This is a genomic window from Streptomyces sp. NPDC056835 (assembly GCF_042789485.1).
In the GTDB taxonomy this organism is placed as follows: domain Bacteria; phylum Actinomycetota; class Actinomycetes; order Streptomycetales; family Streptomycetaceae; genus Streptomyces.
The window spans coordinates 64470-88285 of record NZ_JBHUBB010000001.1 but is presented as its reverse complement, the minus strand read 5'-3'; the positions used below and the strand labels follow the sequence as shown (position 1 = coordinate 88285).

General features: G+C 68.7%; 18 protein-coding genes and 1 pseudogene. 12 read left to right on the top strand and 7 right to left on the bottom strand.

Annotation, left to right across the window (positions count from 1 at the left end; genetic code table 11):
* Positions 1-3: 3 nt before the first annotated feature.
* Both ACFRMN_RS00400 and ACFRMN_RS00395 read right to left on the bottom strand, forming a co-directional pair.
* On the bottom strand, positions 4-915 hold the full coding sequence (locus ACFRMN_RS00400) for a phosphatase PAP2 family protein (RefSeq protein ID WP_383010985.1): 912 nt from the start codon (positions 913-915) through the stop codon (positions 4-6).
* Between the two features lie 74 nt (positions 916-989).
* Positions 990-2045, bottom strand: a complete 1056-nt coding sequence (locus ACFRMN_RS00395; RefSeq protein WP_383010982.1) for a LacI family DNA-binding transcriptional regulator — start codon at positions 2043-2045, stop codon at positions 990-992.
* 338 nt (positions 2046-2383) lie between these two features.
* Between ACFRMN_RS00395 and ACFRMN_RS00390 the strand changes: the two genes are divergently transcribed.
* The 7 genes and pseudogenes from ACFRMN_RS00390 (at position 2384) to pulA (ending at position 15732) form a co-directional block, all read left to right on the top strand.
* Positions 2384-3658 (top strand): extracellular solute-binding protein, encoded by a 1275-nt coding sequence (locus ACFRMN_RS00390; RefSeq protein WP_383010979.1) that lies wholly within the window; start codon positions 2384-2386, stop codon positions 3656-3658.
* Positions 3659-3688: 30 nt separating this feature from the next.
* Positions 3689-4717, top strand: coding sequence for a carbohydrate ABC transporter permease (locus ACFRMN_RS00385; RefSeq protein WP_383010976.1), 1029 nt, complete (start codon positions 3689-3691; stop codon positions 4715-4717).
* 92 nt (positions 4718-4809) lie between these two features.
* Complete coding sequence (locus ACFRMN_RS00380) at positions 4810-5616, top strand: sugar ABC transporter permease (RefSeq protein WP_356507501.1); 807 nt, start codon at positions 4810-4812, stop codon at positions 5614-5616.
* A 99-nt stretch (positions 5617-5715) separates the two neighbouring features.
* Positions 5716-7398, top strand: coding sequence for a glycoside hydrolase family 13 protein (locus tag ACFRMN_RS00375; protein WP_383010973.1), 1683 nt, complete (start codon positions 5716-5718; stop codon positions 7396-7398).
* Positions 7383-8564 carry a LacI family DNA-binding transcriptional regulator gene (locus tag ACFRMN_RS00370; protein WP_383010970.1) on the top strand — a complete coding sequence of 394 codons (1182 nt, stop codon included), beginning with the start codon at positions 7383-7385 and terminating at the stop codon, positions 8562-8564. The genes ACFRMN_RS00375 and ACFRMN_RS00370 overlap by 16 nt, the downstream gene beginning before the upstream one ends.
* A 182-nt stretch (positions 8565-8746) precedes the next feature.
* A pseudogene (locus tag ACFRMN_RS00365) lies at positions 8747-10126 on the top strand (alpha-amylase family protein); the annotation flags it as partial.
* A gap of 188 nt (positions 10127-10314) precedes the next feature.
* Positions 10315-15732, top strand: coding sequence for a pullulanase-type alpha-1,6-glucosidase (pulA, locus tag ACFRMN_RS00360; protein WP_383010967.1), 5418 nt, complete (start codon positions 10315-10317; stop codon positions 15730-15732).
* A 156-nt stretch (positions 15733-15888) separates the two neighbouring features.
* On the opposite strand, the gene ACFRMN_RS00355 is transcribed toward pulA, so the two are convergent.
* The 3 genes from ACFRMN_RS00355 to ACFRMN_RS00345 form a co-directional block, all read right to left on the bottom strand.
* Positions 15889-16011: a hypothetical protein gene (locus ACFRMN_RS00355; RefSeq protein WP_383010964.1), complete on the bottom strand. Its 123-nt coding sequence runs from the start codon at positions 16009-16011 to the stop codon at positions 15889-15891.
* Entirely contained in the window at positions 16008-16322 is a 315-nt protein-coding gene (locus tag ACFRMN_RS00350) for a hypothetical protein (protein ID WP_383010961.1), read from the bottom strand. Before ACFRMN_RS00350 ends, ACFRMN_RS00355 begins: the two co-directional genes overlap by 4 nt.
* A gap of 291 nt (positions 16323-16613) precedes the next feature.
* Positions 16614-16835, bottom strand: coding sequence for a hypothetical protein (locus tag ACFRMN_RS00345; RefSeq protein WP_383010959.1), 222 nt, complete (start codon positions 16833-16835; stop codon positions 16614-16616).
* Positions 16836-17212: 377 nt separating this feature from the next.
* Here ACFRMN_RS00345 and ACFRMN_RS00340 point away from each other — a divergent pair, with 377 nt between their 5' ends.
* The gene (locus ACFRMN_RS00340; RefSeq protein WP_383010956.1) at positions 17213-17782 is read left to right on the top strand and encodes a DUF5919 domain-containing protein; all 570 of its coding nucleotides are present in this window, start codon (positions 17213-17215) and stop codon (positions 17780-17782) included.
* 113 nt (positions 17783-17895) lie between these two features.
* The gene (locus tag ACFRMN_RS00335; RefSeq protein WP_383010953.1) at positions 17896-18579 is read left to right on the top strand and encodes a DUF4230 domain-containing protein; all 684 of its coding nucleotides are present in this window, start codon (positions 17896-17898) and stop codon (positions 18577-18579) included.
* An 87-nt stretch (positions 18580-18666) separates the two neighbouring features.
* Here ACFRMN_RS00335 and ACFRMN_RS00330 read toward each other — a convergent pair whose 3' ends face one another.
* The gene (locus ACFRMN_RS00330) at positions 18667-19851 is read right to left on the bottom strand and encodes a helix-turn-helix domain-containing protein (protein ID WP_383010950.1); all 1185 of its coding nucleotides are present in this window, start codon (positions 19849-19851) and stop codon (positions 18667-18669) included.
* Between the two features lie 575 nt (positions 19852-20426).
* Between ACFRMN_RS00330 and ACFRMN_RS00325 the strand changes: the two genes are divergently transcribed.
* From ACFRMN_RS00325 to ACFRMN_RS00315, 3 genes are read left to right on the top strand one after another with little or no spacing between them, the layout of a single operon-like run.
* Positions 20427-20690 carry a hypothetical protein gene (locus ACFRMN_RS00325; RefSeq protein WP_383010947.1) on the top strand — a complete coding sequence of 88 codons (264 nt, stop codon included), beginning with the start codon at positions 20427-20429 and terminating at the stop codon, positions 20688-20690.
* A 50-nt stretch (positions 20691-20740) separates the two neighbouring features.
* A complete protein-coding gene (locus tag ACFRMN_RS00320; protein WP_383010944.1) occupies positions 20741-21610 on the top strand; it encodes a radical SAM/SPASM domain-containing protein in 870 nt (289 codons plus the stop codon).
* 7 nt (positions 21611-21617) lie between these two features.
* On the top strand, positions 21618-22418 hold the full coding sequence (locus ACFRMN_RS00315; RefSeq protein ID WP_383010941.1) for a hypothetical protein: 801 nt from the start codon (positions 21618-21620) through the stop codon (positions 22416-22418).
* 274 nt (positions 22419-22692) lie between these two features.
* Here ACFRMN_RS00315 and ACFRMN_RS00310 read toward each other — a convergent pair whose 3' ends face one another.
* On the bottom strand, positions 22693-23631 hold the full coding sequence (locus ACFRMN_RS00310) for an alpha/beta hydrolase family protein (protein WP_383010938.1): 939 nt from the start codon (positions 23629-23631) through the stop codon (positions 22693-22695).
* Positions 23632-23816: the final 185 nt, after the last annotated feature.

Below are 23816 nucleotides of genomic sequence, written 5' to 3'. Positions count from 1 at the left end.
CCCTCAGGCGGCCTGTGGTCGGCGGCGTGGCCGTTCGTCGTCGACCTGGCGGGGCAGCCGGTACGGCGGCGAGCCGTACCAGGCGTACGAGAGCGCCATGCCGAACGCCAGGCAGAGCATGCCGCCCACCGCGTCCAGCCAGAAGTGGTTCGCGGTGGAGACGATCACCAGCAATGTGAGCGTCGGATAGAGCAGACCGAGGATCTTCGCCCAGGGCGCCGAGGCGAACGCGAAGATGATCAGCCCGCACCACAGCGACCAGCCGATATGCATCGACGGCATCGCCGCGTACTGGTTCGACATGTGTTTGAGGTCACCGGAGGCCATCGAGCCCCAGGTCTCGTGGCGCAGAACCGTGTCGATGAACTGCTGCCCGTTCATCAGCCGCGGCGGCGCCAGCGGATACAGGTAGTAACCGAGCAGTGCGACGGCCGTGGTGGCGAAGAGCACCAGCCGGGCGGCGGCGTACCGGCCCGGATGGTGGCGGAAGAGCCAGACGAGCACCCCGATCGTGACGATGAAGTGCAGCGTCGCGTAGTAGTAGTTCATGCCGACGATCAGCCACGTCACCGAATTCATCGCGTGGTTGATGGTCTGCTCGACCGCGATGCCCAGGGTCTTCTCCGCCTCCCAGATCCAGTCCGCGTTCCGCAGGGCCTTGGCCTTCTGCTCCGGGACCGCGTTGCGGATGAGGGAGTACGTCCAGTAACTCACCGCGATCAGCAGGATTTCGAACCAGATGCGTGGACGGCGGGGCGCTCTGAGGTGCTGGAGCCAGGTGCGGTCCTCGGCGGCCTCCGGGGCCGCCGCCACCTCGTTGCCCGCGCCCGCGACCGTCTCCTCTTCAGGGATGGGTGACGGGGTCGCCGTACGGCCGCTCAGGCCTTCCTGTGTCTTCACGGTCGATTCACCCATAGCGAGAGAGTCTGCCAGATTCCCGTTCCCGACCGATCATCCCCCGGACGGGTTCGGGCCGCATTCGCTACACCCTACGGACGACTTCGCGACCCTGATATTCCCTGGGGTCCCGGGGCGGGACCCGAGGCGGTTGAACCGCGTACCACCAGCTCGGGCATGAAGACGAACTCGCTGTGCGGGGCGGGCGTACCGCCGATCTCCTCCAGAAGCGTACGGACCGCGGCCTGGCCCATCGAGGGCACCGGCTTGCGGATCGTCGTCAGCGGCGGATCCGTGAAGGCTATGAGGGGCGAGTCGTCGAAGCCGACCACCGACAGGTCCCGGGGCACGTCGAGACCGAGCCGTCGCGCCGCCCTGATCGCGCCGAGCGCCATCATGTCGCTCGCGCACACCACCGCCGTACAGCCGCGTTCGATCAGCGCGGAGGCCGCCGCCTGGCCGCCCTCCAGAGTGAACAGCGACTGCTGGATCAGTTCGTCCGCCTCCTCGGCGGACAGCCCCAGCAACTCCTGGACCGTGGCGCGGAAACCCTCGATCTTGCGGAGGACGGGCACGAAGCGCCGGGGGCCGACGGCGAGACCGATCCGCTGATGGCCCAGCGAGACGAGATGGGTGACCGCGAGCCGCATGGCCGCCCGGTCGTCGGGAGAGATGAAGGGCGCCTGGACTTTCGGCGAGAAACCGTCCACCAGTACGAACGGCACGCCCTGGGCGCGCAGCTTCTCGTAGCGCCGCATATCGGCTGAGGTGTCGGCGTGCAGTCCCGAGACGAAGATGATGCCGGAGACATCGCGCTCGACGAGCATCTCCGTCAGCTCGTCCTCGGTGGAGCCGCCGGGGGTCTGGGTCGCCAGCACCGGTGTGTAGCCCTGCCGCGTCAGCGCCTGGCCGATGACCTGCGCCAGGGCCGGGAAGATCGGGTTCTCCAGCTCGGGGGTGATCAGTCCGACCAGCCCCGCGCTGCGCCGGCGCAGCCGTACGGGACGTTCGTAACCCAGCACGTCGAGCGCGGCGAGTACGGACTCGCGGGTGGTCGCGGCAACCCCGGGTTTGCCGTTCAGTACGCGGCTGACCGTCGCTTCGCTGACCCCCGCCTGAGTTGCGATATCGGCAAGCCGTGCGGTCATGTGAGTGGACTGTACCGGGCGTATGTCGGATTGCCCACCGTGCCCGGTGCCGGGGCCCGGCGGCAAGCCCTTGCAAGATCTTGCGAAGCCTTCCCGCCGTGCCGCCGCAGGGGGCCGCGATCCGCCCGGAACCAGCACTGACCTGCGGTTTCCGCCTCTGTCGGCTCTTGTGGGTCCCGGCCAAGGGGTTGGCCTGCAAGCGACAGGACACATGCCGGTAACGATCGATCCTCCTTGCAGAAATATTCCGCAAGGTCTTTCGGCCATCTTGCAAGGCTGTTACGTTCACGTCCGACCCGGCGCCGCGACGGAGCGGTACGGCAGTTGAAGGAGTTCGGATGCGACGTGGCATAACGGCCACCGCCCTGGCCGCGACCCTGGCCCTCGCGGCGACCGCCTGCGGCGGTGACAGCGATTCAGGCAGCGGCAAGAGCTCGGGCGGCGAGCTCTCGGGCACGGTCACCTGGTGGGACACCTCGACCGTGGGCAGCGAGGACAAGGTCTTCAAGCAGCTCGCCGAGGGCTTCGAGAAGAAGCACCCGAAGGTCGACGTCAAATATGTCAACGTGCCCTTCGGCGACGCCCAGAACAAGTTCAAGAACGCCGCGCAGTCCGGCTCCGGGGCGCCCGACGTGATCCGCTCCGAGGTCGCCTGGACCCCCGAGTTCGCCGATCTCGGCTATCTCGCCCCGCTGGACGGCACCCCGGCGCTCAAGGACGAGAAGGACTTCCTCGCGCAGGCCGCCGCCTCCACGAAGTACGGCGACAAGACCTATGCCGTGCCGCAGGTCATCGACTCCATGGGGATCTTCTACAACAAGAAGATCTTCAAGGACGCGGGCGTCGAAGTCCCCACGACCGTCGACGAGTTGAAGACCGTATCGAAGAAGATCAAGGACAAGACCGGCAAGACCGGTCTCTACCTGCGCGGCGACGACGCCTACTGGTTCCTGTCCTTCCTCTACGGCGAGGGCGGCAACCTGGTCGACGCGGAGAACAAGACCGTCACCGTCGACAACCCGGCCGGCGTCAAGGCCATGACCGTCGTCAAGGACCTGGTCGACTCCGGCGCCGCCAAGACCGACGCCACCGACGGCTGGGAGAACATGCAGTCGGCCTTCAAGGACGGCGATGTCGCGATGATCATCAACGGTCCGTGGGCCGTCGCCGACACCTACGGCGGCGCGCAGTTCAAGGACAAGGCCAACCTGGGCATCGCCCCCGTACCGGCCGGCTCCGTCGGCCAGGGCTCCCCGCAGGGCGGCCACAACCTCGCCGTCTACGCCGGCTCCAAGAACCTGGACGCCTCCTACGCGTTCACCGAGTACATGACCTCCGCCGAGAGCCAGGCCAAGGTCGCCGAGGAGCTGAGCCTGCTCCCGACCCGTACGTCCGTCTACGCGCGGCCGGGTGTCGCGGACAACGAGATCGTCGGCTTCTTCAAGCCCGTCGTGGACAAGGCCGTCGAGCGCCCCTGGATCCCGGAGACCGGCAGCCTCTTCGCGCCGCTGGTGACCGAGTACACCAAGGTCCTCACCGGTCAGAGCGACCCCGCCAAGGGAGCCAAGGACACCGGCGACGCCTACCGCGAGCTGCTCAAGGGCTGGAAGTAACAGGTAACGGGAAGGAAGGCGGGCCGGCTGATGGCTGTCCACACCAGCCAGTCGGTGGCGTCGGCCGCGGGCGATGACCTCGCCCGTGGCCGTGGCCGCGGCACTGGCAAGGCACCCGGCGGGCTGCGGGTGTCGACGAGACTCCGGCGCGGTGTCTCGACCCACTGGTACGCCTGGGCCATGGTCGCCCCGGTGGTGGCCGTGATCGGCGTGATCATCGGATACCCGCTGGTCCGGGGTATCTATCTGTCGCTCACCGACGCCAACGAGCGCAATGTCGAGCGCAGCATCGGCGTCAACCACCTGCCCGCCACCTACGAGTTCGTCGGCCTCGACAACTACGCCGACGCGCTGACGGGCGATCAGTTCCTGGGCACCCTGGGCTGGACGCTGGTGTGGACGGTCTCCTGCGTCAGCGTCACCTTCGCGCTCGGGCTCGGCCTCGCCAATATCCTCAACCGCCGGATCGCCGGCCGCTCCTTCTACCGGATGCTGCTGATCCTGCCCTGGGCCGTCCCCGGCTTCGTCTCCGTCTTCGCCTGGCGCTTCCTCTACAACGAGGACCGCGGCTTCCTCAACAAGCTGCTCGCGGACGGCGGTATCGACGCCGTGCCCTGGCTCAACGACCCGACCTGGGCGAAGTTCTCGGTCATCGCCGTGAACATCTGGCTCGGCGTGCCCTTCATGATGGTCGCCCTCCTCGGCGGACTCCAGTCCATCCCGGGGGAGATGTACGAGGCGGCCGAGATGGACGGCGCCAACGCCTGGCAGCGGTTCCGTCACATCACGATGCCCGGACTGCGCTCCGTCAGTACGACCGTGATCCTGCTCTCCACCATCTGGACCTTCAACATGTTCCCGGTGATCTTCCTGCTGACCCGCGGCGGACCCGGTGAGGCCACCCAGATCCTGGTCACCCAGGCGTACAAGTTCTCCTTCGAGATCAGCCCCCGCGACTTCGCGCAGTCCTCCACCTGGGGCGTCCTGATCCTCGTCCTCCTGATGCTCTTCGCCGCCGTCTACCGGCGCGTCCTCCGCAAGCAGGGAGATACGTGGTGACCGCTACCGCCCCCGCCCCGGCCCCCGTCCCAGCCCCCGCCCCGGCCCCCGAACGGGCCGTCAACGCCCCGCGCCGCGGCCGCCGTTCGCCGCTGGCCTCGGTCGCACTGCACGCGACCCTGATCGTCGCGTCCGTGATCGCCGTCTTCCCGGTGCTGTGGGTCTTCCTGACCTCACTCAAGCCCGCGAGCTACGCCACGACCACGGACTTCTTCAAAGAGACGACGTTCGAGAACTACACCAACCTGCTGCGGGACACCCCGTTCCTCACCTGGTTCGGCAACTCGCTGCTCATCGCCGGACTCACCACCCTGCTCGGGGTGTTCGTCGCCGCCACCACCGGCTACGCCGTCAGCCGCTTCCGCTTCCCCGGCAAACGCGGACTGATGTGGACGCTGCTGGTCACCCAGATGTTCCCGGTCGCCGTCCTGATCGTGCCGATCTACAACATCATGGCGGGCCTCGGGCTGCTCAATCAGTCGGCCGGTCTGGTGATCACGTATCTCACCATCGCCGTACCGTTCTGCGCCTGGATGATGAAGGGCTTCTTCGACACCATCCCCCGGGAGATCGACGAGTCCGGCATGGTGGACGGGCTGACCCCCTTCGGCACCTTCTACCGGCTGATCCTGCCGCTCGCCAAACCGGGGCTCGCGGTGACCGCGTTCTACTCGTTCATCACCGCCTGGGGCGAAGTGGCCTACGCCTCCGCCTTCATGGTCGGCGACGAGAACCTCACGCTCGCGGGCGGCCTCCAGAAGTTCGTCAACCAGTACGGCGCCCAGTGGGGCCCGATGACCGCCGCGTCCGTCCTCATCGCCATCCCCGCCGCGCTGGTCTTCCTCTTCGCGCAGCGCCATCTCGTCACCGGCATGTCAGCCGGTGCCGTCAAGGGCTGAGCGGCCTTGCCCTTACCACCGAGTCCGTACGACGACGGCGGCGCGCAGGACCTGACGGGCCGCGCGCCGCTCCCCACCCCCAGACACCACAGGGACGACATGACCCAGCACCTCGCTGCCCCTCTGACCGGCACGTCCGACGACGCCCCGGGCCACCGCCACGGCTGGTGGCGGGACGCGGTGATCTACCAGGTCTATCCGCGCAGTTTCGCCGACGGCAACGGCGACGGAATGGGCGATCTCGACGGGGTACGCCGCCGGCTGCCGTATCTCAGGGACCTGGGCGTCGACGCCGTCTGGCTCAGCCCCTTCTACGCCTCCCCGCAGGCCGACGCGGGCTACGACGTCGCCGACTACCGGGCCATCGACCCGATGTTCGGCACCCTGCTGGACGCCGACGCGCTGATCCGTGACGCCCACGAGCTGAATCTGCGCGTCATCGTCGACCTGGTCCCCAACCACTCCTCGGACACACACGAGTGGTTCAAGCGCGCCCTGCGCGAAGGACCGGGATCCGCGCTGCGCGAGCGCTACCACTTCCGTCCCGGCAAGGGCGCGAACGGCGAACTCCCGCCCAACGACTGGGAGTCCATCTTCGGCGGCCCCGCCTGGACCAGGACCACCGACCCGGACGGCACCCCCGGCGACTGGTATCTGCATCTCTTCGCCCCCGAGCAGCCCGACTTCAACTGGGACCACCCGGCCGTCGCCGACGAGTTCCGCTCGATCCTGCGCTTCTGGCTGGACATGGGCGTCGACGGCTTCCGCGTCGATGTCGCCCACGGCCTGGTCAAGGCCGAGGGCCTGCCCGACGTCGGCGGCCCCGGCCAGCTCAGGCTGCTCGGCAGCGCCGACGGCGGCACACCGTTCTTCGACCAGGACGGTGTGCACGAGATCTACCGGCAGTGGCGCAGGATCCTCGACGAGTACCCCGGCGACCGGATCGGCGTCGCCGAGGCATGGACCCCGACCGTCCAGCGCACCGCGAACTACGTACGCCCCGACGAACTGCACCAGGCGTTCAACTTCCAGTATCTGAGCACGTCATGGGTGGGCGCCGAGCTGCGCGAGGTCATCGATGTCTCGCTCGCCGCGATGCGCCCCGTCGGCGCCCCCGCCACCTGGGTGCTCTCCAACCACGATGTCACCCGGCACGCCACCCGCTTCGCGAGCCCGCCCGGCGGCGCCACCCAGACCCGCGAGGCCGGCGACCGCACGCTCGGACTGCGCCGGGCGCGCGCGGCGACCCTGCTGATGCTGGCCCTGCCCGGCTCCGCCTATGTCTACCAGGGCGAGGAACTGGGGCTGCCCGATGTCACCGACCTGCCCGACGAGGCCAGACAGGACCCGTCGTACTTCCGCGCGGACGGCCAGGACGGCTTCCGCGACGGCTGCCGCGTGCCCATCCCCTGGACGCGCGAGGGCAGTTCGTACGGCTTCGGCGGCGGGGGCAGCTGGCTGCCGCAGCCGGAGGGCTGGGGCGAGCTCAGCGTCGAGGCGCAGACCGGCGACCCCGGCTCCACCCTGGAGCTGTACCGGGCGGCGCTGGCCGCGCGCAAGGAGCACCCCGGTCTGGGCGCGGGTGACTCGGTGCGGTGGCTGGACGCGCCCGAAGGGGTGCTGGCCTTCGCCAGGCCCGGCTTCGTCTGCACCGTCAACACGACGGACACGGCGGTACGGATCCCCGCGCACGGCCGGGTGCTGGTGGCCAGCGGACCGGTGTCGGTGGACGGTTCCGAGGCCGAACTGCCCGCCGACACCACGGTGTGGTGGACGGTGTGACCGACCTCCTGCCGCCGGGCGGCGACGGACAACGGATCATCGCCGGTACGCCGAGGCTCGCTGACATAGCGGGCCGGGCGTCGGTGAGTGAGGCGACCGTCAGCCGGGTTCTGAACGGCAGGCCGGGCGTCGCGGACACGACGCGTCAGCGGGTGCTCGCGGCGCTCGACACCCTCGGACACGAGCGTGACGAGCGCGACGCACGGGATTTACGGGGCGCACAGGATGCACGGGGCGCACGGGGCGCACTGGACGTACGGGGCATACGGCAGGAGCGCTCCGCGCGCGGCCCGAAGCAGCGCGGCGCCGGGCTGATCGGGCTGGTGACCCCCGAACTCACCAACCCGGTCTTCCCCGCCTTCGCCCAGGCCGTCGAACAGATCCTGGCCGGACACGGCCACACCCCGGTGCTCTGCACCCAACTGCCCGGCGGCGCCACCGAGGACGAGCTGGTCGAACAGCTCGTGGAGCGGGGCGTCGGCGGCATCATCTTCCTCTCCGGGCTGCACGCCGACACCTCGGCCGACCCGGCGCGCTACGCCGCGCTCGCCGCGCGCGGTGTGCCGTACGTACTGATCAACGGCTACAACGAGCGCGTCAGCGCGCCCTTCGTCTCGGCGGACGACCACGCGGCTGTACGAATGGCCGTCGGCCATCTCGCCGAGCTGGGACACCGCAGGATCGGGCTCGCGACAGGACCCCAGCGCTACGTACCGTCCCGGCGCAAGCGCGAGGGCTTCCTCGACGCGTCCGTCGGGCTGCTGGGGCTGGCCTGGGGCGAGGCCGAGGAGCTGGTGTGCTCCACGCTGTTCGGCGTCGAGGGCGGGCAGGTCGCGGCGGGCGCGCTGCTCGGACTGGGCTGCACCGGCATCGTCTGCGGCAGCGATCTGATGGCGCTCGGTGTGGTGCGGGCGGCCAGGGAGCGCGGGCTCGGAGTGCCGTCCGACGTCTCGGTCGTGGGGTACGACGACTCGCAGCTGATCGCCTTCACCGACCCTCCGCTGACCACGGTCAGACAGCCGGTACGGGCGATGGCCGCGGCGGCCGTCGCCGCGCTGCTTGAGGAGATGGCGGGCAGCCCGATGCAGCGCACCGAGTACGTCTTCCAGCCCGAGCTGGTGGTACGCGGCTCCACCGCCGGAGCGCGCGTACCCCGGCACCACTGACCCTTCTCCGCACCACCCGCACCACCCGCACCAAAGGATGTACCGAGAGCCGCACCACCCGCACCACGCGTACCAAAGGCACCAACCGCAAGGGGCCTTCAGGGCATTCACCGCACATCGCCGTGCGAGGCCGCACCACCGTCACCCGCACCTCCCCCCACCAGTGTTGTTGGAGGAACCGAATGGCTCGCAGAACTCTGGCCGCCACGCTCGCCCTCGTGGCCGGCGCCTCGGTCGCGCTCACGGTCCCCGCCGGGACCGCCCAGGCGGCGCCGCCCGGCGGCAAGGACGTCACCGCCGTACTGTTCGAGTGGCGCTTCGACTCCATAGCCAAGGCGTGCACGGACACCCTCGGCCCGGCCGGCTACGGCTATGTACAGGTCTCACCGCCCCAGGAGCACATCCAGGGCGGCCAGTGGTGGACCTCGTACCAGCCCGTCAGCTACAAGATCGCCGGGCGGCTCGGTGACCGCGCCGCCTTCTCGAACATGGTGAACACCTGCCACGCGGCGGGCGTCAAGGTCGTCGCCGACTCCGTCATCAACCACATGGCGGCCGGCGACGGCACCGGCACCGGCGGCTCCTCGTACACCAAGTACAACTACCCCGGCATCTACTCGGGCTTCGACATGGACGACTGCCGCTCGCAGATCAGCAACTACGGCGACCGCGGCAACGTACAGAACTGCGAACTGGTCGGGCTCGCCGATCTGGACACCGGCGAGGAGTACGTACGCGGCCGGATCGCCGCGTATCTCAACGACCTGCTGTCGCTCGGCGTCGACGGCTTCCGGATCGACGCCGCCAAGCACATGCCGGCCGTCGACCTCGCCAACATCAAGAGCAGGCTGAGCAATCCGGGCGTCTACTGGAAGCAGGAGGTCATCTACGGCGCGGGCGAGGCCGTCTCGCCGAGCGAGTACCTCGGCAACGGCGACGTCCAGGAGTTCCGGTACGCCCGCGACCTCAAGCGGGTCTTCAACAACGAGAACCTCGCCTATCTGAAGAACTACGGCGAGGGCTGGGGCTACATGGAGTCCGGCAAGTCCGCCGTCTTCGTCGACAACCACGACACCGAGCGCGGCGGCGACACCCTCAGCTACAAGGACGGCGCGAACTACACGCTCGCCAATGTCTTCATGCTGGCCTGGCCGTACGGCTCGCCCGATGTGCACTCCGGCTACGAGTGGAGCGACAAGGACGCCGGTCCGCCCAACGGCGGTACGGTCAACGCCTGCTACAGCGGCGGGTGGAAGTGCCAGCACGCCTGGCGCGAGATCTCGTCCATGGTCGCCTTCCGCAACACCACGCGCGGCCAGGCCGTCACCAACTGGTGGGACAACGGCGGCGACCAGATCGCCTTCGGCCGGGGCTCGGCGGGCTATGTGGCCATCAACCACGAGGGCTCCTCGCTCACCCGTACCTTCCAGACCTCGCTGCCGGGTGGTACGTACTGCGATGTGCAGAACGGCAGGACGGTGACGGTGAACGGCTCCGGACAGTTCACGGCGACGCTCGGCTCGAACACGGCGGTCGCGCTGCACACCGGCGCCCGCAACTGCTGACCGCCGGTCCGCGCCGACAACCGGTCCGCGCTGAGCGGCTGCCCGCGCTGAGCCGCTGACACAGCCGCTGACGCACCGGAAAAACGGCCGTCCGGCGACCGCCTCCCCCGTCGCCGGACGGCCCCTTCGCCGTATCCCCGACCTCTCCCTGATCCCCTGATCCCGCACATCCGAGGAGATCCCGCGTGAAACGCCCGCCCCTGCGAAGAACGGCCACCGCCGTCCTCGCCGCCGCCCTGTGCGCGGCGCTGGTGCCCGCCCTGCCCGCCGCCGCGTCGGTGGCCGAGCGGCCCGCCGCGTCCGCGCCGCCCGCCCCGCCGTCGGACGCGCGGCTCGCCGCCGAGCCCGCGCGCCACGATCTGACCCGTGAGCAGTTCTACTTCGTCCTGCCCGACCGGTTCGCCAACGGCGACAGGACCAACGACCGCGGCGGGCTGACCGGTTCGCGGACATCCACCGGATACGACCCCACCGACAAGGGCTTCTACCAGGGCGGCGACCTCAAGGGCCTGACCGACCGGCTCGACTACATCAAGGGGCTCGGCACCACCGCGATCTGGCTCGCGCCGATCTTCAAGAACAAGCCGGTGCAGGGGGAGGGCAAGGACGCCTCGGCCGGCTACCACGGCTACTGGATCACGGACTTCACGCAGGTCGACCCGCACTTCGGCACCAACGCCGAACTGACGAAGCTGATCGACAAGGCCCATGACAAGGGCATGAAGGTCTTCTTCGACGTCATCACCAACCACACCGCCGACACCGTCGACTACGCCGAGAAGGAGTACGGCTACCGGCCCAAGGGCGCCTATCCGTATCTCGACAAGGACGGCCGCCCCTTCGACGACCGAGGTGACAGCGCGCGCGAGGACTTCGCGAAGGCCGACGCGGACTCCTTCCCGTACACCCCTGTCGTGCGTACGGGCGAGAAGAAGGTCCCCGCCTGGCTCAACGACCCGATGATGTACCACAACCGCGGCGACTCGACCTTCGCGGGCGAGAGCGGTGAGTACGGCGACTTCTCCGGGCTGGACGATCTGTGGACCGAGCGCCCCGAGGTCGTCTCCGGGATGGAGAAGATCTACGAGAAGTGGGTCCGCGACTTCGACATCGACGGCTTCCGTATCGACACCGTCAAACACGTCGATCTGGACTTCTGGACGCAGTGGGCCACGGCGCTCGACGCCTACGCGGCGAAGCGCGGCCGGGACGACTTCTTCATGTTCGGCGAGATCTACTCGTCGGACACCGCCGTCACCTCGCCGTATGTGACCCGGGGGCGGCTGGACGCCACACTCGACTTCCCCTTCCAGGACGCGGCGCGCGCCTACGCCTCGCAGGGCGCGTCCGCCGATCGGCTCTCGAAGGTCTTCGCCGACGACTACCGCTACACCACCGACAAGGCCAACGCCTATGAGCAGGTGACCTTTCTCGGCAACCACGACATGGGCAGGATCGGCACCTTCCTCGCCCAGGACAACCCGGGCGCCGACGACGCCGAACTGGTCGGGCGGGCCCGGCTCGCCAACGAGCTGATGTTCCTGTCCCGGGGCAACCCGGTGATCTACTACGGCGACGAGCAGGGCTTCACGGGCGCGGGCGGCGACAAGGACGCCCGCCAGACGCTCTTCGGCTCGAAGACCGCCGACTATCTGGACGACGACCAGCTGGGGACGGACCGTACGCACGCCTCGGACGCCTACGACCCGGCGCACCCGCTGTACCGTTCGATCGCCGCGCTCTCGAAGCTCACCAAGGCCCACCCCGCGCTGCGGGACGGAGTCCAGACGGAGCGGTACGCGAAGGATTCCGTCTACGCCTTCTCCCGCACGGACTCCCGCACGGACTCCCGTACGGACGCCAAGGCGCGCACCGAGTACGTCGTCGCCGTGAACAACGCCGCCGACGCCAAGACCGTCGAGATCCCGGTCGGCTCGGCCGCGGGCACCGACTTCCGTACGCTGTACGGCGGTTCGGACACCGGCAGCGGCGCCGGTACGGTGCGCGCCGGAGGCGGCGGCACCGTGAAGGTGACCGTACCCGCGCTCTCCTCGCTCGTGCTGAGGGCGGCGAAGCCGCTGCCCGCCCCCGCCGCCAAGCCCGCGATCACCCTCAAGGCCCCGGCTCCCGGCGCCACCGGCACCGTCGAACTGGCCGCGGACGTCACCGGCGGACAGCTCAACCGGGTCGTCTTCGCCGCCCAGACCGGCAATGGCGAGTGGCGGACCCTCGGCACCGCCGACCACGCCCCGTACCGGGTCACCGACCACATCGACACGGCCGCAGGAACGCCCCTGCGCTACAAGGCCGTTGCCGTCGACAGCGCGGGCCGTACCGCGAGCGCGACCGCCGCCTCGACGGCCGGACAGACGCCCGCGCCCGAGAAGCCGAGCGCGGTCGAGCGCGACTACGCCGTCGTCCACTACCAGCGGCCCGACGGCGACTACGAGGGCTGGCGGCTGACGTCCGGCTCCACGACCGCCGCGTTCACCGGCCGGGACGCCTACGGCGCCTTCGCCTGGATCAAGGTCCCCGAGGGCGCGTCGAGCCTCCCGTACACCGTGGAGAAGTCCGGCGCCCCGGACGACGCCCCGGACGACGGCCCGCCGCGCACCATCGAGCTCGCGCGCACCGGCGAGGTATGGATCACCCAGGGCGCGGACGGCCAGTCCGAGCAGGCTCCCGACGGCGCCTACCCGCCGCAGGACACCACGAAGGCGACCGTCCACTACCGCCGCGCGGACGGCGACTACGACGGCTGGGGGCTGCACACCTGGACGGGCGCGGCCTCGCCCACCGACTGGTCGAAGCCGCTCCAGCCCGTACGGGCGGACGCGTACGGCGTGACCTTCGAGGTCCCGCTCGCCGCCGGCGCCACCTCGCTCAGCTACATCCTCCACAAGGGCGACGAGAAGGACCTCCCCACCGACCAGTCCCTGGACCTCGCGACCTACGGCAACGAGGTGTGGCTGCTCGCCGGACAGCCGAAGTACCTGCTGCCGCAGTTCGGTTCGGGCCCGAGCCTCGACCTCACCAAGGCCGAGGCACAGTGGATCGACACGGACACCGTCGTCTGGAAGGTCAAGGCGACCGCCGCGACCAGCCAGCAGCTGGTGTACGCGCGCGACGGCGGCATCACCGTCGAGGACGGCGCGCTGTCCGACGAAGGGCAGTGGCTGCGGCTCTCGCCCGCCGCCCTCACCGACGCGCAGAAGGCCGCGTATCCGCACCTCAAGGACTATCCGGCCTTCACCGTGGACGTACGCGACCGGGACAGAGCCCGCGAATCGCTCTCCGGACAGCTGATCGCCACCCAGCGGGCCGCCAATGGCGCGCTGCTCGCGGCCACCGGCGTACAGACACAGGGCGTCCTCGACGACCTCTACAGCGCGCGGGCGGTCAAGGCGTCGCTCGGCCCGGTCTTCACCGGCGGGCGTCCCGTCCTCTCCCTCTGGGCACCGACCGCACAGCGCGTCGCGCTCGAACTCGACGGCCGTACGGTCCCGATGAAGCGCGACGCGGCCTCCGGCGTCTGGTCGGTGCAGGGCGAGCGGAGCTGGGCGGGCCTGCCCTACCGCTACGCCGTGACCGTCTGGGCGCCGAGCGTCCAGAAGGTCGTCACCAACAAGGTGACCGACCCCTACTCGACCGCGCTCACCACCGACTCGGCCCGCAGCCTCGTAGTGGATCTGGCCGATCCGAAGCTGGCGCCGCGGGGCTGGTCCACGCTCAAGAAGCCCGCCGCCGTCCCGCCGCGCGACGCGCAGATCCAGGAGCTGCACATCCGCGACTTCTCGGTCGCGGACCGCACCTCGGACCACCCGGGCCGGTATCTGGCCTTCACGGACCGCGATTCCGACGGCATGAAGCGGCTGGCGCGGCTGGCGGACTCCGGCACGTCGTACATCCATCTCCTGCCGGCCTTCGACATCGGCACGATCCCGGAGCGGGCCTCCGAACAGGCCACCCCCGGCTGTGACCTGAAGGTGTACGCGCCCGACTCGGCCGAACAGCAGGCGTGCGTGGCGCGGACCGCCGCGAAGGACGCGTACAACTGGGGCTACGACCCGCTCCACTACACCGTGCCGGAGGGCTCGTACGCCTCGGACCCGGAGGGGACCCCTCGTACGGTCGAGTTCCGGCGGATGGTGCAGTCGCTGAACGGCACCGGGCTCCGCACGGTCATGGACGTCGTCTACAACCACACCGTCGCGAGCGGACAGGCCGACAAGTCCGTCCTCGACAAGATCGTGCCCGGCTACTACCAGCGGCTGCTGGCGGACGGCTCCGTCGCCACCTCCACCTGCTGCGCCAACACGGCGCCCGAGAACGCCATGATGGGCAAGCTCGTCGTGGACTCGGTCGTCACCTGGGCCCGGGAGTACAAGGTCGACGGCTTCCGCTTCGATCTGATGGGCCACCACCCGAAGGCCAATATCCTCGCCGTACGGAAGGCGCTGGACGCGCTGACCATGGCGAAGGACGGAGTCGACGGCAAGAAGATCATCCTCTACGGCGAGGGATGGAACTTCGGCGAGATCGCCGACGACGCCCGCTTCGTCCAGGCCACCCAGAAGAACATGGCGGGGACCGGGATCGCCACCTTCTCCGACCGGGCCCGCGACGCGGTGCGCGGCGGCAGCCCCTTCGACGAGGACCCCGGAGTCCAGGGCTTCGCCTCCGGTCTCTACACCGACCCCAACTCCTCCGCCGCCAACGGCACACCCGCCGAGCAGAAGGCCCGGCTGCTGCACTACCAGGACCTGATCAAGGTGGGCCTGACCGGAAGCCTCGCGGACTACACCTTCACCGACACCTCCGGCCGTACCGTCCGTGGCTCCGAGGTCGACTACAACGGCGCACCGGCCGGCTACGCGGCCGTCCCCGGCGACGCGCTGGCCTACGCGGACGCCCACGACAACGAATCCCTCTACGACACGCTCGCCTTCAAGCTGCCCCCGTCGGTCCCGGCCGCCGACCGGGCGAGGGCGCAGGTCCTCGCGATGGCGACCGCCACGCTCTCCCAGGGCCCGGCCCTCTCCCAGGCGGGCACGGACCTGCTGCGCTCCAAGTCCCTGGACCGCAATTCGTACGACAGCGGGGACTGGTTCAACGCGATCCACTGGGACTGCCGCGACGGCAACGGCTTCGGCCGGGGGCTGCCGCCCGCCGCCGACAACGAGGACAAGTGGCCCTACGCCAAGCCCTTGTTGACGGCTCCGGCGCTCACGCCCGGCTGCGCGCAGATCAACGGCGCCTCCGCCGCGTACCAGGATCTGCTGCGGATCCGCGCCACGGAACCGGCGTTCAGCCTCGCCTCCACGGACGCGGTCCGGTCCGCGCTGACCTTCCCGCTGTCCGGGCCCGACGAGACACCGGGCGTGATCACCATGCGACTCGGTGATCTGGTCGTGGTCTTCAACGCGACCCCGACGGCGACGGACCAGCGGGTGGCCTCGCTCGCGGGTCGGTCGTACGCGCTGCACGGGATCCAGGCCGGGGGAGCGGACCGTACGGTCAAGGAGTCCCGTTACGAGCGGAGTTCGGGGACGTTCACCGTGCCCGCGCGGACGGTGGCGGTCTTCGCGGCGCGGGGGGCGTGAGCGGGTTTATAGCCGACGCGACCCCATTCCTCGCGCGACGCCCATCGCGACGTCGAGCGGGGGCTTGTGTGGGGGAAGGGCCGACGACCGTGACGAGGCGTCGGCCCCTCCCCTGTCCGTGCTCCCACGGCGGCGGGGAGTACGGAGTCCTGTGTGTCAGTCCCGGACCAGCCATGCGGCGGTTGCCAGGACCATTGCGACGAGTGCCACGATCAGCAGCCACACGCCCGCGCAACACCTGAGAAGCGGCATGAACGCCGCCTTGTCGGACTGCTTCACGGGCGCCTCAGTGGCGGTCGCGGATCGTCGGGGTGCTCGGTGACGTAGGCGTGCGTGATCAGGTGCGGCAGCACCCCGCCGTCGGACACGTAGAAGCCCTGCGCGTGGGCCCATTTCCGTACGCGTCGCACCCACGCGTCTGCGGTCTGACGAGGGGTGAGCGGAGGCTCCGGGAGCTCCGCGGGTACCTTGTCCGCGCTGACGGCCGGGTCCGACGGGAACGCTCGCCACATCGTGGTGACCGTAGCCCGGTAGTCCCGGTGGCTGGGGTTCCTCCCGGTGTGGATCAGCGCCCACACCTCCGAACCCACACGAGACCCCTCTTCGGCCTCGGACCGCTCACCGCACGTCCCGCATTCGGACTGGTACACGGGGGCGACCGGTGCGCCACGGGACGTGTCCTGTCGGAGCGTCCACATGACCGACCGGATGATCGTCCTAGGTGTCACGGGACGCCCCTCCATCCTTCCGGTGGAGGGGGCAGCCGCACGTGGGGAATCGTGAGGACTTGTCAGGCTTCTCCGCCGGCTTCACCGGGCGGCGGGGCTTGACGACGGTTCGATCCCCGGTGGTGCTGTTGGTCCGGTAGACCCGCATCCACATCATTGGGCCGCCCGTTCCTTGGCCTGTCGCCAGGACTGCCGGAGCCTCACCGCTTCGTCGCAGTCCACGCCGAGGGCCTTGCAGGGGCCGCACTCCGATGCGTGGCGGATGAAGGCGTTGTACGCCCGCAGGACACCGCCCTCTATGAGCCGTGCGTGCGCCAGAACGGGCCCCGTCAACTCAAGTTCCGCACTCGCCCTCCGGTGGCTAATGTTCTCCATGTCGTCGCTCCTCGCAGCGTCGGCCAAGTCCCGGGCCGTTCGTGCGGCGCCGGGACGCTTGCGTCCGGCTGGCGGTGTTTCTCCGCCGTTTGTCTAGCTAGACAGCCGACGAAAACCAGGGACACAAGAACCGACAGATCGAGGACGTCTCGGCTTCCCACGGGTTATCGTCCTAAGAGGCCCAAACGTCCCCGGGGGAAGCCTTGAACACGACGCTACGAGATGCTATTTCCAACGCGAATATGACCCGTAGCAAGCTCGCTCGTACAGTTGGCGTGACGAGCAAAACGGTTGAGCGATGGCTGTCCGACCCGACCCGTGTCCCACACCCGGAGACGCGTCAAGACGTGTCGGACGCGTTGGGAGTGAGTGCGGACGTGCTGTGGCCGAAGGCTATCCGTAGCGCCGTCAAGGTAGGCCCGGAACGAGAGATCGTGTCGGCCTACCCGTACCGGAACGCGTGCCCGACGTCGGTGTGGGCACGGCTGATCGACGACGCGCGCACGTCCATCGTGTTCGCGGGGTACACCAACTACTTCATCTGGCAGGAGCACCCGCGACTGTCCGACCGGCTCAAGTCCAAGGCCGCGTCCGGGTGTTCCGTGCGCTTCCTCGTCGGGGATCCGGACTCGGAGGTCACGCGGCGCCGCGAGGAGATCGAGGGTGTACCGCTTACCGTCGGGACGCGCATCCGGATCACCCTGGACGCGCTCAAGAGGCTCGGGGAGGCTCCGGGCGTCGAGGCTCGCTTCTCAGACGAGCACATTGCGCTGTCCGTCTTCATGTTCGACGACGAAATGTTGGTCACCCCGCACCTGTCCAGTCTGCTTGGGCATGAGTCGCCCATGCTGCACTTGCGGAGGCTCGGGGACGACGGTCTGTACGACCGCTTCGCAGGCCACGTGTCCGCGCTTTGGGCTTCCGGTCGGCCAGTGACGTTGCGGTAGACCCAACGCAAAGGGCCCCGGTATCTCGTTTGTGAGATCGGGTTCGATCTTGCCCGCACCTGAGGTTGCTCGGATCGCGGTGTGAACCCGGCCGTACGGGCAATCCGTTAGGTATGACGTCCACCGACGCGCATCCGGAGAAGGCCCGGAGCCGTACGCGGCTGTCCCGGTGGGGCAGCCGCGTACGGGTGCCGCTCGTACTCGTCGTCGTGGCTGCGCTGCTCTTCGCGGGCAGCCGGCTCGATCTGATACCCGGGTTCGGTGATCTCTTCGGTGAGGAGACCAACGACCGCACGGGACCGACCCTGCTCGAATCCATCCAGGACCTGGACCGGTACGAGGCGGCCTCCGGAAACTTCCAGGTCGTCGTAGACCTGGAGAAGGACGCCAAGTACCTCCCCGACGCGATCCGGGGCACTCGCACCCTCTATGTGGGCGCGGGCACCGTCTCCTCCTACGTCGACTTCAGTGGCCTCGGCGAGAAGAACGTCCAGGTCAACGAGGAGCGCACGGCCGCCACGATCCGGCTGCCGCACGCGCGGCTCGGCGAGCCCGCGCTCGATCCGGAGCGCTCGTACGCCGTGTCCAAGGAACGGGGGCTGCTCGACCGGCTCGGGGACCTCTTCTCCGACAACCCGGCCGACGAGCACGCCGTGAACAAGCTCGCCGCCCGCCATATCGGGGACGCGGCCAAGGACAGCGAACTCACCGCGCGCGCCGAGAAGAACACCACAGGCATGCTCCAGGGCCTGCTGCGTTCCCTCGGGTTCACGGAGGTGACGGTGGTCTACGCCTGAGGAGGAGGACGGAGGGGTTACGCCTGAACCCGCTGCGCGAGGAGCGGCCGAAGTTCGCTTCTCTCGTGGCAGTCGAGAGCACCGGCGTCAGTCGGTCAACCCCACCCGCTTCGCCATCTCCATCAGGTCCGGCCGAGTCCTCTGGTGCATGACGAAGAGAACCCTGAGCACTTCTCGGCTCATGGGGTGTACCTCGGTCATTTCTGGCGCGACCTTGAAGGCCCGTTTCAGGGACTCCTCTGAGCCCGCCACGTCTCCAACGGCCAGTCGCGCCCTCGCCACATCGATGTGGAGACGCCCTATCCGGTTTGGCTTCAATCCAGCCGGTGGCTTCTTCAGAAGGGGCACAGCCATGCTGACGGCACGGTCCGGTTGGTCCAGCTCGATGTGTGCTGCCAACGCGTACAGCGCGGTGTTCCCCGTCCCGAAGGTCAGGTTGTGCAAGAGCGCATCGCCTGTCTGAGGGAGCTTCGCGGCAAGGTCGCGAGCCCGGACAAGGTGGGCCTCGGTGGCGGTGGCGTCCTTGTGCCGAGAGGCGAGAACCACTCCGCGCAGGTGAAGTGAACCAAGGACTACCGCGCGAGAGGCTGCGTTGCTGTCGAGACGCTCGTACTGGACGATGGCTCGGTCCACGATGGTGAGTCCATCGTCGTAGTGGCCGGCGGACTGGTAGGTGCCGGCCTCGTTCCACGACGCGGCGGCTTCCGCGTCTGGGTTCCATGTCTGGTGAGCAGCCCATTGCTGACGCGAGACGATCATGTCTGCGAGGTCGGGCTCCCCAAGCCGGTGAGCAACGGCATAGGCACAGCCGTAGAGGTCGGCGACCTGTCCCCACGCGACGGCGTCGCCACCAGCGGCGAACGCCGTCGCCGTCGTTTGACCAAGCAGCTTCGGCAGGACGTCGAGCAATCCGAGGTACTGAGCCTGCGCCCGCAGATCTGCTGCCTTCTTCAAGTCGCGAGCCAGCACCTTGGGGTCCGGCACGTCTTCCTTGGGAAGGGTGTGCCGACGTACAGCGGTTCGCAGCGCGTCAAGCCGCTCGGCCTCGGTAAGGGGGCGGTCACGGAAAGGCTGACCATAGATGCGAGCCGTGGTGACGCCCATGGCTTTCGCGCAGGCGGCTGCGACGGGCGGCGTGACCGGCCGAAGCCCGGTCTCGATTTTGCTGACGTAGGAAACGCTCAGCCCCGCGGCCCGGCCTAGCTGAGCCTGCGACATCTCCCGCGCTTTGCGAAGTACGGCGATGTTCTCGCCGGCGCTCGTGCTCTCCATGTATCCCACCTTCCCATTGCCGGTGGGTGCGATCCCCAACTGCACTGAACGGCACAGCCGTTGTGCAAGTTCTGTGTGAACTGATCTTGGTCCAGCGCGGTTCACTGGTTACAGAAGGTGATCGAGCGAGTAACTGGAGTGACCAAGCGGTCGCCCTGAACTGCAAACTCCAGGCAAGGGGTTCAGCGTGAGCATCGAGTCACAGGCGAGAGTAGACATCGAGACTTCCGAGTCCAAGCGCAGCACGGCAGTGCGGCAGTCGGAGGAGTTGAGTCCCACGAAATCTGGGGCATCGAGACTGCCCAGTCGCGGGCGCTACTCAAAGAGGCCCGAGAACTGCCCCGGGACGACGTCCGCCCCACGGAGACGCCCCCCCGGTTTCGCGTACGAACACATGCGGAGCTTGGCCCTGGCCACCCGTACGACTGTCGCTGTCTACCGGCTCCGTCACATGGATCGCGACAGGAAGAGGCGAGCCGTGGAGGGCAACCGGTGAGCCCGCGCGCGGAGCGGACCGCCTACGTGATGACCGTTGGCGCTCTCGGCTGCGCCCTCGTGCTGGCGGTGTGGCTCGGATGGTGAGCTACCAGGACTGGGCTCGCACAACTCGCACGCCCACCGACACGTTCGCCATCGATCTGCACCCCCAGTCGGTGCGGTTGGGGGACCACATCCTCCTCGAAGGCGTGTACTACCCGATCAAAGACATGAGGGACGTCGGCTTCGGCGAGAAGCTGCTGATCCTCGACAGCCGTCCTCCCTGGCGCATGACCGGCCCGCTCCGTATGTACCGGCCGAAGGAGCGCGAGACGGTCGGGCTGGAGGAGGGCCCCAAGTGAGCGGTGGGGGCCGGTTCATAAGCACAGTGCACAATCCAACAAGAAGGGTCATGACAGTGACAACGAGCATCGAAGCCACGTCGGTCGAGAAGACCGCTACTCGGCTCTTATGGCTGGACCTGACGCGGAAGTGCCAGCTCAACTGCACTCACTGCTACAACGCGTCAGGGCCTGACGGCACCCACGGGATCATGACTCGCGAGGACTGGATCAGCGTCCTCGACCAAGCCGCCGCCTACGGAGTGCGCAACATCCAGTTCATCGGCGGCGAGCCGACCATGCATCCGAACTTCACGGACCTGGTGGACCACGCTCTGACCATCGGACTGAACGTCGAGGTCTACAGCAACCTGGTACACGTCTCGAACGAATGCTGGGACCTTTTTCAGAGCAAGGGACTCAGTCTCGCCACGTCGTACTACTCGGACCGCGCCGAGGAACATGAGGCGATGACCGGCCGCCGAAGCCACGAACGGACCCGGACCAACATCGAACGGGCCGTTGGCCTGGGCATCCCCCTTCGGGTCGGGATCATCAACAGCGCAGAAGGGCAGCCTGTCACCGAGACACGGCGAGACCTTGAAGCTCTGGGCGTCCGCCGGATCGGCGTTGACGGCGTCCGCCCCTTCGGACGGGGCGCACAGGGGCAGGCCCCGGACATGGCGAACCTCTGTGGCCGATGCGGCGTCGGCAGGGCAGCTATCACTCCCACTGGCGAGGTCTCTCCGTGCGTCTTCTCCGGCTGGATGAGCGTCGGCAACGTCATGAGCGCCCCCCTGGCCACTGTCCTGAGCGGCGCCACCATGAGGCGGGCAAACACATCCATCCGGGCTGAGACCGGGGGTGACGATGATGACGACGACAACGATGACGAATGCAGCCCCGGCTTCCCGGGCAGTGAGTGCACCCCAAGGAACTGAAGGGCTCATGAATCGCAACGACCCGGGGGCGGGGTTCTGGAGCCTGCTCCACCCGCACACAGGAGATCTGACCGACTTCCGGCCCACCGCGCGTGGGTTCAGCTCGGATGTCACAGCCCTGGTCGAGTGCGAGAAGGGCCGGTTCTTCGTCAAGGCCGTACGTAACCGCCCTGGAGGCCGGCGTGACTCGATCATCAGGGAAAGGCTGATCAACCCGGTCGTATGTCCCATCTCCCCGGCTGTGCGATGGCACGCGGAAGATGGCACGTGGAACGTGCTCGGCTTCGATTGGGTCGACGGACGGGGTGCCGACTTCGCTCCGGGCTCACCGGATCTCCCCGCGATGGTTGACATCCTCAACCGGATCGGGGAACTGGATCTACCAGAGGTGGCCCACGACTGGCCGGAGACTCGCTGGAACCGCTTCGCCTCCGGTGAGGCCGACGCCGCTCACTTCCGGGGTGAAGCGCTGCTCCACACCGATATCAACCCGAGCAACCTGCTCATCGGAGATCGAGGCACATGGGCGGTCGACTGGTCGTGGCCCACTCGTGGCGCGGCGTTCATCGATCCAGCTTGCCTGGTCGTGCAATTGATCTCGGCGGGACATGATGCCGAGGACGCTGAATCCTGGGCGTCCCGTTGTGCGGCCTGGATGGACGCCGACCCGAAAGCGATCGATGCCTTCGCCGCCGCCACGTTGCGTATGCATCGTGCCTTCGCTGAGCGCAAGCCGGATGCGTCGTGGCTCAGGGCCATGGTCGATGCGGCCCACTCATGGGTCTCTCACCGCGGCGTGGACGTTTGAGCAGCCCCTGAGTCGCGCGAGGAGCCCCGGCCGGACGGCCTCGTGGCGAGCTCCGGGAGGAGGACATCGCCCGGCTGTCCCCGCTCAAGCACCGCAACCTGAACCTGCTCGGCCGCTACAGCTTCAGCGCATCGACCCCGGCCGCCGGCGCCCTTCGCCCGCTACGCGACCCGGACGCGCCGGAGCTGGACGAGGACGACGACGGCCAGGGATGAGCAGTCGTGTTCCGGTCATCATCAGGGGCGGTAGGACGGCGCGTCCGAGGGTGGCGGGGTCACTTGGATTCGAGGTGTCCCAGCGGGTGGCCGTACGCGAGGACGGTTTGGGCGTTCTTCCAGTCGGTGCGGTCGGTTCCGGTGATGTGGCGCAGGTAGGCGAGGGTGACCTGCTGGACGAGGGCGACACGGTCGGGGTTCTCGTCGGTGGTCTCCGCTGCCTGGTAGCCGGAGATGCCGCCGAGGAAGTGCTCTCCGCCGTGGACGGTCAGGAGGCTCTTGTCGCCGTGGCTGAGGCTGTAGGGGTCGGTTGTCCATGCCGGGCCCCGAGTGGAGAGCGGGAGGTCGTCCTTGTCTCCGGCGACGACGAGGCCGGGGGCGGTGATGTGGGAGAAGTCCTGGTCGCGCAGCCAGGGGAGGTTGTCGTGGGCGAAGGGGGTCAGCTCGTCGCCGCCCTTGCCTGCGGTGGCCAGCTGGATGCTGGCCATGACCCGGGCATCGGAGAGGTCCTCGGCGGTGCCGGTCCGCGGGTCGGTGACGCGCAGGCCCACCAGGATGCCGGCGGTCTGGCCGCCGAAAGAGTGCCCGGCCGCGACGACGCGGCTGTGGTCCATGCGGCCTGACAGGCCCGGCACGGCCGCCTCCAGGGTGGTGAGCTCATCGAGGATGCGCCGCATGTCCTGTACTCGGTAGCGCCACATCTGGGGCCGGCGGGGGTCATCGGCGGCCAGGGCGAGCCGCTTCGAGTCCAGGTGGGTTGCCTGGATGACAACGAAACCGCCGGATGCCCAGTGGTCGACCAGGGGCGCGTAGCCGTCCAGGTCGGAGCCGAAGCCGTGGGCGAAGAGCACGACGGGCAGGCTGGTACCGGTGGTGGGGGCGGTGACGCGGACGTGCAGGTCCTCACCGCGCTGTGGGGCGCTCAGCACGAGCGGCTTGACGGACACGGTGGTGGTGAGGGCAGGACCGGCGAGGCCGGTCGTGGGATGCGTGGTCATGCGTGTGTCTGCCTTTCAGCGGGAGGTGGTTCGGGGGAGGCCGAGAATGCCTTCGGCGTTGAGGTGGCCGAGCTTGTCCCGGTCCGGTTCGGTGAGATGAGCTTTCGGGGCGGCATGGCCGGGTGGATGTACAGCGGCACACCGAGGTGGGCCGCCGCCTCGAATACAGGGCGGAAGCTGACGCG